The sequence below is a fragment of the Thauera sp. WH-2 genome (assembly GCF_048321015.1).
Lineage (GTDB): Bacteria > Pseudomonadota > Gammaproteobacteria > Burkholderiales > Rhodocyclaceae > Thauera.
Genome location: NZ_JBLWFG010000001.1, coordinates 425,983 through 439,388 on the forward strand (window position 1 = coordinate 425,983; position 13,406 = coordinate 439,388).

Annotated in this window: 6 protein-coding genes; 5 read left to right on the forward strand and 1 reads right to left on the reverse strand. The window is 60.9% G+C overall.

Annotated elements, in window-relative coordinates; translation table 11 throughout:
- The first annotated feature begins 2 nt into the window (after positions 1-2).
- The 3 genes from ACNKW1_RS02020 (at position 3) to ACNKW1_RS02030 (ending at position 8,813) form a co-directional block, all read left to right on the forward strand.
- A complete protein-coding gene (locus ACNKW1_RS02020; RefSeq protein WP_418362925.1) occupies positions 3-716 on the forward strand; it encodes a WbqC family protein in 714 nt (237 codons plus the stop codon).
- Positions 717-721: 5 nt separating this feature from the next.
- Complete coding sequence (locus ACNKW1_RS02025) at positions 722-3,730, forward strand: sulfotransferase (RefSeq protein ID WP_418362926.1); 3,009 nt, start codon at positions 722-724, stop codon at positions 3,728-3,730.
- A gap of 64 nt (positions 3,731-3,794) precedes the next feature.
- Positions 3,795-8,813, forward strand: coding sequence for a glycosyltransferase (locus tag ACNKW1_RS02030; RefSeq protein WP_418362927.1), 5,019 nt, complete (start codon positions 3,795-3,797; stop codon positions 8,811-8,813).
- Here the strand turns inward: ACNKW1_RS02030 and ACNKW1_RS02035 are convergent, their stop codons facing one another.
- Positions 8,814-11,153, reverse strand: coding sequence for a tetratricopeptide repeat protein (locus tag ACNKW1_RS02035; protein ID WP_418362928.1), 2,340 nt, complete (start codon positions 11,151-11,153; stop codon positions 8,814-8,816).
- Positions 11,154-11,406: 253 nt separating this feature from the next.
- On the opposite strand from ACNKW1_RS02035, the gene ACNKW1_RS02040 reads away from it, so the two are divergent.
- Entirely contained in the window at positions 11,407-12,888 is a 1,482-nt protein-coding gene (locus ACNKW1_RS02040; RefSeq protein ID WP_418362929.1) for a flagellin, read from the forward strand.
- A gap of 77 nt (positions 12,889-12,965) precedes the next feature.
- The gene (locus ACNKW1_RS02045; protein ID WP_418362930.1) at positions 12,966-13,397 is read left to right on the forward strand and encodes a flagellar protein FlaG; all 432 of its coding nucleotides are present in this window, start codon (positions 12,966-12,968) and stop codon (positions 13,395-13,397) included.
- Positions 13,398-13,406 lie beyond the last annotated feature (9 nt).

The window sequence follows — 13,406 nt, forward strand, 5'->3', positions numbered from 1 at the left end:
TCATGCAGCCATATTTCTTCCCTTATCTTGGGTATTTCGACCTGATCCGCAACACCGACCACTGGATCATCTTCGACACGCCACAGTACATCCGGCATGGTTGGATCAACCGTAACCGGATACTCCACCCGAAAACTGGTTGGCAATATGTCATCGTGCCTCTATGCAAGCATGGTCACCGCACACCAATCAAGGACATTCACATAAACAATCAATTGCGTTGGCAAGAGACCCTGATCGGCCAGCTCACGCACTACAAGCGCCGGGCGCCCTTCTACTCCGAGACGGTAGATTTGGTCATGGATTGCCTAGCCCATCCTGAGCCATCGATTGCGCGCCTCAACGGCCACATCCTGGAAAAGATCTGCGCAAGGCTGGGCATTGCATTCCACCATAGCTATTTCTCCGACCTGGACCTGAACATCGGCGAAACCACCCACCCCGGCGACTGGGCTTTGCGCATCTCTGCCGCAGTCGGCGCGGACGAGTACGTCAACCCTCCGGGGGGCGAAGGTCTGTTCGACCGAGCCGCTTTTGCGGCCCACAGCATACGACTGACAATCAGACATCCGCCGCAGATGGAATACACTTGCCGTGGCTGGCCGTTCGAGTCAGCTCTGTCTGTGATCGATGTCTTGATGTGGAACAGCGCCGAAACCGTCAAGACTTTTCTTGATCAGCATGCCCTCCCAAAGCATAAAGTTTCACAGGACTGACCGCGATGCCCACATTCAGCCCGATCTGCATTTGCCCCTATCGCCGCCTCGAGCACCTGCAAAAGACTGTCGATGCGCTGAAGAAAAATCCGGAGGCAATCTACAGCGACCTCTTTTTCTTTTCCGACGCGCCAGCCCCTGGTGATGAGAGGGACGTTGCCGCTGTCCGCCGCTACTTGCGCACCATCACCGGCTTTCGCCGTGTTGAGATCATCGAACGCGAGATGAACAACCGCGTCGCCAACTGGGTCGACGGCGAGATGCAGTTGCTCAACGAATACGGCAGAGTGATCTCCCTGGAAGACGACCTCATCGTCGCGCCCTCTTTTCTCCGCTTCCTCAACGACGGCCTCGAGCGCTTCAAGGACGACGAACGGATCTTCGCCATCTGCGGATATACCCCACCGATGCGCTTCGAATGGATTACCCGGGAGAACGCCATCCTGAGCCCGCGCTATTCTGGGTGGGGTTACGGCTACTGGAAACGCAGCCTGGAAAGAATTCCCCGTCGCATCGAGGACTATCCACACACAAGCCAATCTCCTGCATTCCGGAAGCATCTCGAAATGCAAGGGGACGATCTGGCACAAATGCTGCAACGTGAATTGGCAGGTTCGCTAGACGCGGGTGACGTGCGCATGAACTACATCATGGCGCGCGACGACCTGCGCGTGGTTTGCCCCACCGTTTCACTGGTGCATAACATAGGCTTCGACGACACCGGCACCCATTGCCCCAGCACTCGACGCTTCGATGCCGATCTTCGCCGGGTCCCGACAGGCATGCCGATTCCCTACTCGCTCACGGACGACCCGCTTGTCTTCGAGATGCTGCGCCGATTCCGCTGCTCCACCTGGCGTACTGAGCCCTGGCGGGACGACGAGATCATCACCACCATCGACGAAATTCAGCAAACGCTGGAACCGAAAAGGCACGCGGCGCGCTTGGCAGACACGCTTCCAGTCGAACACGCTCACAAACTGGGCAAGGGCATCGTGTTCCTGCTCGGCCTGCCACGTTCCGGCACCACGCTGTTGCAGCGCCTGCTGGGGGAGCATCCGGAGATTCACACCACGGCCGAGCCGTGGCTTCTGCTCCCTGTCAGCACCCTGCTCTCACCAAGGCTGGTTACCGCCGATTACGACACCGTGCTCGCGGCACAAGGCGTGGAGGAATTCACTCTTGAACTCCCCGGGGGCAAGGCCACGCTGCTCGATGGACTACGACAATTCGTAGCAGACCTGTACCGGCAATGCCGCACCGCAAGCGGCGCAAGCTACTTTCTCGACAAGACCCCCCGTTATCACTACATCGTCCCGGAACTACGGCAGCTCTTCCCACTGGCAAAGTTCGTCGTTCTGCTCCGCAACCCGCTCGGCGTTCTGGCTTCCGTGGCCGAGTCCTGGTTCAACGGCAGCGTCGAACACGCGCTCGCCAGCCCGCACCACCAGCGCGATCTAACCCGCGGGTTCGAGCATCTGGCCCAGGCTTTGCCCTTGCTCGGTCACCAGGCCCATACCCTGCAGTACGAGACGCTGGTCAAGCAGCCTGAAACGGAGTTGCGGAAACTGTGCGATTTTCTCGAAGTAGACTTCACGCCTGCGATGCTGCGGTACGACCCCACACAGCATTTCAAAGGCGCCTTTGGCGACAATATCGGTATTCCGCAGCACGATGCAGCCAGCCCGGCGTCCGTCGACAAGTGGCAGGATGTTCTCTTCCGACCGGAGAATATCCTTGCCGCCAAGGCTTTTCTCGCTGCCACCTCCCCACAGATCCTCGCGCAGTTCGGCCAGGACTCGCAGAATCTCCAAGCACAGTTCGAGAACGCCATTCTGGAACGGGTGCTGCAAGGCGCCCTGCCATTCGACGCGCTAGCGCCCAGCCAGACATTGGCACTGGCCGACGAGGCCTGCGACAAGGGAGAGCAAGCAATCGAGGCCGAAGAATTCGATGAGGCAGCAGAGCACTTCGAAACCGCACTGTCCCTCGTTCCCAACCATACCCGCACGCAAAACAACATCGGCGTACTGTGGTGGATCAATCAACAACCGGAACACGCACTGTCATTCTTCGCCAGTGCGCACCAGAACGATCCGAACGACCGCACCTCACTGCTCAACTTCACTGCCGCGCTGACCGTGCAGGGGCATATCGAGCAGGCGCGCCACGTGTATTTCGGCTACATGATGAGCCACCCGGAGGACCATGAAGTCGCCGGCCTCTATCTCAGCCTCGACGAGAAGCAGCCTTCTACCCCACCTCCCCCGCCGGCGCCCTCCAAGACGGCGCGAGCGCAGGTCCGCGCAGACGATTTCTCCGACTATACGATTTCACGTGTCCGCCACTTCACTCGGCTCGGACTGCCGCCCATGCACGCGGGAGCGAACATCGAAGATTGTGACCTGAAGGTGTACCAGGACATGCTGACCTACTGGTTCATCCTCGACAACTTCCCACCGGGCGCTCGCCTGCTGGAAATCGGTGGGGGAAATTCCAGAATCATTCAGGCGCTGAAGGGCCAATACGAATTCTGGAATCTGGACAAATTCGAAGGACTGGGCGCGGGACCAACAGACGCCAGCAACACGGCAGGCCACACGCTGGTGCGCGCCTACATTGGGGATTTTTCTCCTGAACTGGCAGACAACACCTTCGATGGCGTGTTCAGTATCTCGACCCTCGAACACACTCCACAAGACGACGCCACACTCGGGCGCATCGCTGCCGATATCGACCGCATCCTCAAACCCGGTGGGCTGTCGATGCACTGCATCGACGTGGTATTGCACCGGCAGGCCTTTATTCACCCGCTGATCCCTTACCTGCACGCTCACCGCCCCACCCTCAACCCGGCAGTCCCGCTCTGGGCACTGCGCCTCGACCCTGATCTCTGGCATATGAGCAAGGCGGCCTACACACGGCAATGGCAGCCGATCACCCAGAAGACCTATGAAGCCTTCGGTCGCCCGGCTTCCTATAATCTCGTCTGGCGCAAACCGGCCGCGACCTAGATCGCCCCCGCTCCAGCCCGGCACTTCGCCTGGCTACTCCCAATCGCGACGCCATCGATACAACATGAATAAGCCCAGACTTCAGGAACTCCCGCTGCGCCAGACCCGCCGTGTGTACGGCCCCGATGGCCTGCCGCTACTAGCCGCACCGCCGCGCAGGGGGGAGGACACCCCACCACGGATTTCGATCGTCACGCCCTCCTACAATCAGGGCGACTTCCTGGAGGAATGCATTCTTTCGGTACTGGAGCAAGGCTACCCAAACCTTGAATACATCATCATGGACGGTGGGAGCACCGACCGCTCCGTCGAGATCATCAAGAAGTACGAGAAATACCTGACCTACTGGCAGTCCCAACGGGACGGTGGGCAATATCAGGCCATCAACGAAGGATTCCGTCACAGCAGCGGAGCCATCATGGCCTGGATCAATTCAGACGACAAATACCATCCCGGCAGCTTCCGAACCGTCGCCGACGCATTCATCAGCCACCCCGAGGTTTCCTGGCTCACAGGCCGTCCAAGCACGTGGAACGAACAGGGTGATCTGGCGGACGTCCGCCTGATGCACACTTTCACCAGGGACGATTATCTCGACCCAGCGCTCGATACCTACATTCAGCAGGAAAGTACCTTCTGGCGCCGTGATCTATGGGAAAAGAGCGGCGGAGCGATCAATGGCGAATTTGACTACGCGGGCGACTTCGAGCTGTGGCTCCGCTTCTTCGACCATGCTCAGCTCCACCTCGTGGACGCACTTCTGGGCGGTTTTCGTTACCACGCCGCCCAGAAAACCGCCGTCGCCAGCGAGCGCTACCTGGAAGAAGTGCAGCGCATCCGCTGCACGCAACACGTCGCCAGCAACAGGGGCACGTCTCCCCCAACCCACCGGATCGAGATCGCCACCAGTCTTGTCCCCAACAACGTCAGCGGACAATTGCCCGCAGTCCGCAGCTGGCAAAAACTCGGTTTTGAGGTTGTCAGCATCAACCCTGCCGAGGAAATCCCCCTGCTCGACCAGCATTACCCGGGTGTCCGCTTTATCACCGCAAAACGCCACGGCAAACACCTGGTCGGCAAACCCTGTGTTTTCATCGACGATATCCTTAGCCACTTCCGCACAAGCGCAGCGGATCGTTTCGGGATCGTCAATTCCGACGTATTCCTTTTTGCTGACAAGGATTTCGTCGACTTTATCGGGCAGCACAGCCGGGACGCCCTTGTCTATGGCTCGCGCGTCGAAATCCCGAGATACGGCTCGGCGCTCGGCTATACGTATCACTATGGCTTCGATTATTTCTTCTTCGATCGCGTCCTACTGGATGCCTATCCGGCATCACAGTTCATGCTCGGTATCCCGTGGTGGGACTACTGGGTCCCCTTCCAGGCCGCACAAGCTGGCATACCGATCAAGCGCCTGGACGCCTACGTTGCTTTCCATATTTCCCATCCTGTCAATTATCGCAAGGACGATCTCTACCGTTTCAAGGATCATATTCTCTCTCTGGCCAAGAGCCCGCTCCTGAATGAGGCCATCCGGCGTGTCGAAGTCCGTGCAGGAGACCCGGACGAGGCACTCAAACGTGAAACACAACTCGCCGTACTGGGAGACGTTTTGCTCCACAGTCTGGAATGCAGCAATGTACGTCTGAAATATTCATCCCCGGTGGTTGCGCTTAACACAATCAATCAGGGAGCCGAGCCGGACCGTCCCTATCGTGTCAGCGCCATCGTTTCGACCTATGCCTCCGCAGCGTTCATCGCCGATTGTCTGGACGACCTGCTCAGCCAATCGATTGCGGATGACACGGAGATCATCGTCATTGACGCGGCCTCTCCAGAGAACGAGGCAGAGATCGTGCGCGGCTACCAGGCCAGGCATACCAACATCCGCTACCACCGGACTGCGGAGCGGATCGGCGTCTATGCGGCGTGGAATCTCGCCATTCGCATGGCGCAAGGTGCTTACCTCGTGTCATGCAGCACTAACGACCGTCTCCGCCCCAACGCGCTCGAACTGATGGCCCGGGTACTCGATGAACAACCCGATATCGCGCTGACCTACGGTTTCAGCTATCTCACCCGCACGCCGCACGAGTCGTTTGCCCGTTTCACCTATGCCGGTTGCTACAAATGGGCCGACTACAGCTATCGAGGACTCCTTAAAGAGCCTTCCATCGGCCCTCACCCAATGTGGAGGCGGCGCCTTCACGACGAATTCGGCTGGTTCGATGAGAGATACACCGCCATCAGCGACCAGGACTTCTGGTTACGCGTGGGGGCCCGCTACCCGATGCGATGTCTGTGGGACTTCACCGGCCTCTACTTGGTCAGCGACGACTCCCTTTCCGGCAACCGCGCACGTGCCCAGTCCGAATATCGCCAGATCGCAGAACATCACCGTCGGGAGTATGCCTACGGCTTGTGGCGCGAAGGCTGCTACTTCACCACCGGCATGGCCCGGCGTATCGACGCAGAACTGGACGGCTGGATCGAAAAGCCCCAGTTCATGCTCTTCGTGCGTCACACCCAGGCAGACTTCAATGCACTCTCCGCCACGATCCGTTCACTCACGGCCCAGTTGTACGGTGCATTCAGGCTGGTTGTCCTATCACCTATCGAAGCCCCTCCGGGCATCGAGGGCGAACGGCTGACCTGGATTCAGTGCCCCCCTTCGCAGTGGGCGGAGGCGGTCAACCAGTTGGCAGCTGGAGTCGGCGAACGCCATGCGACCTGGGTGGCCGTGCTGGAGGAAGGCGACCGACTGCCCGAACGCGCCTTGCTCACGCTTGCCCTGGACACCCATTCGCACACGGCATGGCAGCTCCTTTATGTCGATGAAGATGAAATCGACGCTAAAGGGAAACACCACAGCCCCCACTTCAAACCGGCTTTCGATCCCGACCATGTTTTAGCCGCCCCCTACATCGGCAAAGTACTCTTTTTCCGCGCCGACCACCTCGCCGACCTCGGTGGGCTGTGTTCTGCCCTACCCGAAGCGGAGACCTTCGATCTCATGCTTCGCACGCTGGAATCCTGTCCCCCGGAGGCCATCGGCCACGTCCCGGACGTGCTGTTACACCGTCCCGCGGGCCGCTGGTCCCCCTACCCGCAGCACAGCCACGCTCAGGCGGTGGCCGACCACCTCGGCCGTCAGGGCATCGAAGCGTCGCTGCGTTTCGACGAAGGACAGCCGCTACGCTTGGATTTCCACCCGTCCCCCGCCAAGGCCACCCCCTCGGTCGCAATCGTGATTTACCCCGCGGCCTGCCAGCTTGCCGCCCTCGAACAGGCCATCACCAGCCTGCTGGAAAAAACTCCGCCCCAGCCACACACGCTCTATCTGATCAACCCAGGCCCTCGTCATCCGGACATCTGGCGTTTTCTAACCCAGCTCGAAAGCCTCGGGCTGCCCAATGTGGTCTTCCTCCCCGCCCCATACGATGAAGGGCGAGTACGGATCCTGCAGGAGGCAGTCACCCGGATTACCGATGATTTCCTCGTTTTCTGGGCGGATGACAGCGTGGCGGTACAGACCGACTGGCTCACGCCGCTGCTCAAACAGTTCAGTCGCCCCTCATCACCCGCCGCCGTCGGACCGCGGCTGGCCAATGCCGCCGCGCAACTCGTCAGTGCGGGAGAGATCATGGGACTCTGTGGCCCATCAGGCGCACCCTACAAAGGGGTATTTCTCGACTATCCGGGCGAAAACGCCTGGCTGCAGTCAGACCATCGCGTCCGGATTCTGGATCCCCGCTGCCTGCTGGTACGCAGGTCCGCCCTCGCCGCCGCAGGAGGCCTGGATGCGGCCAGCAGCGAAGAGCATTGGGCCGCGGATCTTTGCCTGCGCCTCGGGGCGCTCGGCCCGCTGCTATGGACGCCAAGCTCCACTGTGATGGTGCGCGAATCGCTCGAACAACTTGAGCAGGAAGACACCTCAAGGCGCAAGAGCGAGTTGGGAGGGACCACTACGGCCACCCTTCTGCGCTGGCAGACCCAGATAGCAGACCAGGTCGCTGCCGAGCCGCACCTGAACATGGAAGCAAGAGACCTGATACCCGAAACGCGCAGCGCGCTCACCTATGCTCCATTGGCCAGCCTCGGCCTTCCGCGTATCTACGCGCACGCCGCCGACCGCGAAGGCTGCGGCCACTACCGCATTCTCCAGCCGCTCGAAGCCCTGCTGTCGAACGCGCGGGTCAGTGGCGGCGCAGCCACAGACCCCCTGCCCCCTGCACGGATGGTCGCCGACGAATTCGACACCCTGATCTTCCAGCGGCCGCATACTGCGCCCGTACTCCGTGCCATGCACCAATACCGGCAACTGAGCAGCGCATTGCGCATCTTTGAAGTAGACGACCTGCTCACTGACGTTCCGGAGAGCAGTCCCCATGCCCGTGACTTCGGTCCGGACACCATCGCACTGTTCAAGCAGGCGCTCGGCCTGTGCAACCGCCTGGTGGTCCCCACCGAGGCGCTCGCTCAAGCCTATGGTCAGTTGGTGGATGAGGTCAGGGTCGTGCCAAACTACTTGCCGAAGCGGGTCTGGAACACCCTGACACCGGCCAGAAGATCCGGCAGCCGCCCGCGGGTCGGCTGGGCGGGCAGCATCTCCCACCTCGGCGACCTGGCATTGCTGACCGATGTCGTGAAAACCCTGGCCAATGAAGTCGACTGGGTCTTTCTCGGCACCTGCTCTCGGGACATGCTTCCCTACATCAGTGAGAAAAAAGCTGCCGTGTCCTTCTCGCAGTATCCCCAGGCCCTGGCCAGCATGGGCCTGGATCTCGCCATCGCGCCGATCGCCAGCAATGCATTCAATGAGGCCAAGAGCAATCTCAAGCTACTGGAGTACGGCATCCTCGGCTACCCCGTAGTGTGCTCCGACATCGGGCCATACCGGCAAGGGCTCCCGGTCAAACGGGTCGCCAACACACCCCAGGCATGGATTGCGGCAATCCGGGAACGTATCCACGATCCGGATGCGGCCCGGCAGGAGGGCATGGCCCTGCAAGCTCAGGTTCGCCAGCATTGGATGCTCGACGACCATCTTGACGAATGGCTTGCTGGCTGGACGCGTTGATCAGCCGTTAACATTGATATGCGCCACCGGCAATCCGCGCTGGTGGCGCTGCCACGCTTCCTCAAGTCCTGCACCAAGGTGTCGAGCAAAGGCCTCCGCATCGAAAAGAGCAAGCTTGTCCCGTGTCTCACGCAGTTGATTCCGTAGCATTTCCCTCATTTCGGCACTGCGAACAAGTTCAACGATCAAGCGCTCATAAGTCGTTTGATCGTTGGTAACGAGTTGGGGCAAACCCGCGGCATGCAGAATGCTCGCCGAAACCCGGGACACGAAGGTGTCACCGCAAATTGCCAATTGGGGCACCCCTGCCCACAGCGCATCGCTTGCCGTTGTGTGGGCATTGACAGGAAATGCATCGAGGGCAAGATCGGCTTGCCCCAACCTGCCCAAATGGTCAGCAGCAGGAACCCTCTGCGCCCACACGAGCCGCTTGCGTTCAATACCCGCGGCGGCGGCCTCGCGCAAGAACACCGCCTTGGCACTTTCCGGCCCATCCAGCAGCCAGAGCACCGCGTCAGGACACTGCCCAAGCACCCGCTTCCACAACGCAAAGGTTTCCCGGGTGATCTTGTAGTACTGATGAAAGCCCGCCAGCACGACAGCATTCTCCGGAAGCCCCAGGCTCGCTCGGCCCGGCGTCCGGCCGATCACCCGCAGACGATCATTGGGCTGATAACAGGCGGGCAAGCGCAAGACCTGCTCGCTGTAGCCGCCCTCCATGCCAGGCGGAATGACGATGGCGTCTGCGATGATGTAGTCGATCCAGGGGGCCCCCATGGTGCCGGGAAAGCCAAGCCACTGCATCTGGATCGGCGCCGGCCGATACGCAAGGATTCCTGCACGATAGCCCTGGGTCCATCCCTTCAGGTCGATGGCGATATCGACGCCGTCGGCTTGCATTCTCCTGGCCGCGTCGATGTCGGACATCGCTGCAACATCCACCCACCGCGGGATTGCCGACCGCAGTCGACGTCGGTATTCATCGCCCTCAATCGCTTGGGGGCCGTAATCGTAGGCAATCAGGTCGAACCGAGCTGGGTCCAGCGCCTCCAGCACGCCGGTGATCAGGTGCGCTGTAGCGTGATCGCGAAAGTCGGCCGATAGCAGGCCTATGCACAAGCCCCGCCTTCGCGGGTGACCATCGACAACCGCAGCGTCCTTGGTCAAGCCGGCACGCCCCGCAAACTGCGCAGCGAAGTTTCCGGCGACCTGAAGCTGCGCAGCAGCAGACGCCCCAGGCGTAGTGAGGAAAGCAAAGGGAGAGGGTCGGTATCCATTCGCCTGAGACAGAGTACCGCTTTCGATTTGCCTTACCAGCTCGACCTCCATCAAATCGGCCGCTTCCCAATCCACCATTTGGCGACATGCATGTGCTCCCTGAATCAGCCATTCCGGTAGCGGAGCTCGCGAAACCGCCTCGATATAGGCAGCACGTGCATCCTCGGCCTCTCCAAGGTCGGCGCTGACGCACCCCAGGTTGTACCAGGCGTCTGCACACTCCCGATCGAGTGTCAGCGCCTCCACGAACTGCTGCCTCGCCTGTGCCCACGCACCGGCATCGCGCAGCGCAACGCCCAGATTGCTGTGTGCCAACGCCCACTCCGGTGCAAGAGCTACCGCGTGCTGCCCGGCATCAATCGCCTCCGCGAAACGCCCATCGCCTTTCAAAGCAACGCAAAGATTCGACCACACGAGCGCATTCGCCGGATCTCGCTGGAGCGAAGAGCGCAATAGCTGCTCTCCTTCCGCGTACGCCCCACGCTGCACAAGCAAACCTCCGAGCATCGACTGCGCATTGTGATCATCCGGCGCACGCATCACATTCAGCCGGCAGAACGCTTCAGAGAGCGCTGAATCCCCGAGCTCAGCCAGAATTCCTCGGCATAGACACGCGACCTCAGGGTCCCCGGCCCCAGCCTCATAGGACCTCCAGAACTGCTCCAGCGCATCCGCGGAGCGCTTCATTTCGAGCAACAGACACCCGAAGTTGTAGAGGACGGTCGGATTGGAAGGCTGAAGCGCAACCGCACGCTCATGCGCAGCCACCGCAGCCTCATGCTGCCCGATCGCAGCAAGCGCGTTGCCCAGATTGCTCCAGGCCTGCGCATCGTCAGGATCCAAGCACGTCGCCCGCTCGAGCGGAGCGACCGCCTCTTTACTACGGCCATCGAGGTGGAGGGCACTTCCGAGGAGTTTGTGAGCGGCCGGCAGCGCAGCGTGCTTCGTGCATAGAGAGCTCGCCAACTCCACCGCCCGAGCATAACGACCAGCAGAGAAGTGATGAGCAGCCTCTCTCAAGCTTTCCAGGTCTCGCGACGATAAAGTGAATTCAGCGGCCATGGATCAACCCTTCCTTTCTCATGAATGAACCCACAGGATCATAGCGCCCGCAGCCTATCGTCTTCGACCCGACACACCCTCCCAGCCTCCCAGCCTCCCGAGAAGAGCAACCCTTCGATAAACCCTAAAGTTTCCGGTCGCTACTCCGTTAAAGGTCTCAAGAGTGCAGCTGGCAGGTTTCGCAGGCTGGCTCGCTGAGGACACCCCGGCCATGGCCGGACCATTTTTGATACTTCTCTAACGGAGAAAAATCATGGCACAAGTGATCAACACCAACGTTCAGTCGCTCAACGCTCAGCGCAACCTGAACCAATCCGCAAACTCGCTGAACTCGTCGCTGCAGCGCCTGTCGTCGGGTCTTCGCATCAACAGTGCCAAGGACGACGCTGCCGGCCTTGCCATTTCGGAGCGCTTCACCTCCCAGATCCGCGGTCTGGACCAAGCTCGCCGTAACGCGAACGACGGCATTTCGCTTGCGCAGACCGCTGAAGGCGCCCTGCAGTCCTCCGGCGACATCCTGCAGCGCATCCGCGAACTGGCCGTGCAGTCGTCCAACGCGACGAACTCCGCCTCGGACCGCCAGGCCCTGAACGCCGAAGTCAACCAGCTCACGGCCGAACTCGACCGCATCGCCAAGACGACCGAATTCAACGGCTCCAAACTGCTTGACGGCTCTTTCGGCACCGCGACCTTCCAGGTCGGCGCCAACGCTGGTCAATCGATCTCGGCCAGCACGGCCAACTTCTCCACCAGCCAGTACGGCAACTACCGGGTCGGCGCCAAAGTAGCGACCGACGCAGGCGCGAAGGGTGATCTGACCACCGGCAGCACCGCCAACGCGATCGCCTCCAACGCAGCGGCAACCAGCCGTGTCGGCGGCGGTGCAATCACCATCAGCGGCGCCACCGGTTCGGCCGCCGTCACGATCACCGCGGGAGATTCCGCGAAAAAAGCGGCTGAGCTGATCAACGGTCAGACCGGGACGACTGGCGTCAAGGCCTCGGCCAAGACCGAGATCGATGTGACCGCGATGGCGGCCAACACCTCCTACAAATTTGACGTCACCTCGGACAACTCGACCGCGGTCACCGTCTCCTTCACGCTGGGCGCTGCGGTGGATAAGGACGGCCTGGCCTCCGCAGTGAATGCCTTCAACGACGTCGCCTCCAAGACCGGCGTTACCGCCCGCGTCAATGATGCGGGTAACGGCATCACGTTGCTGAATGCGAACGGCGAGAACATCACCGTGGCGAACGCAGCGAGCGGCTCGGCCACAGCGACCGTTGGCGGCACCTCGACTGCAGCAGGAGCGACCGCTGTTGCAACCGGTCAATTGGTGCTCGATTCGGAAAAGTCGTTCAGCCTCGCTGCGGCAAACACGACCGATTTCTTCACCGCAACGGCAGCCGCAGGTCAATTGCAGAAGGTCAGCGATCTGGATGTGAGCTCGGTCGATTCCGCGCAGCGAACGCTAGCGATGGTCGACTCCGCACTCGCAGCGGTCAACGGGCAGCGCGCCAAGTTCGGCGCCCTCCAGTCGCGATTCGAAACCACCATCGCGAACCTCGCGACCACCTCGGAGAACATGGCCGCCTCCCGCAGCCGTATCCGCGACACGGACTTCGCTCAGGAAACCGCCAACCTGACCCGTGCGCAGATCCTGCAGCAGGCCGGCACGGCAATGCTCTCGCAGGCCAACGCGCTGCCGCAGAACGTGCTTTCGCTGCTCGGGTAAGCGGAGTAGCCTAAGTCGCTAGGCACGGCGCGGGGTTCGCAAGGGCCCCGCGCCGTCACACCATCAGGGTGACGATCATGAACATCTCTTCGGTGAACATCTCGGCTCAAGCCGAGAACCTGATCCAGAGCACATCTGGCTCGCGCGCCGCGCCTGCAGAACGCGCCTCCGCCAGCAGCGAATCGGACTCACCTGCTAAAGCAGGAACCGCCGCACCCGGCACGGGCGTCGAGCGGAGCCGGCAAGCCGCACCCGGCGACACCGCCACGGCACAGGAGCCGACCCCTCTGCAGCAGGTGGAGCAGGCAATGGACGACGTCCGGAAGGCGATTGCGCCGGTGGCACAAGATTTGCTTTTCTCCATAGACCAAGACACCGGCAAGACGATCGTCAAGGTGGTCGATGCCAGTACAGACGAGGTGATCCGCCAGATCCCCTCGGAAGAGATCATTTCCATCGCGAAGGCGCTGGACAAGTTGCAGGGCCTGCTGGTCGAACAGAAGGCCTGACCCGATTAG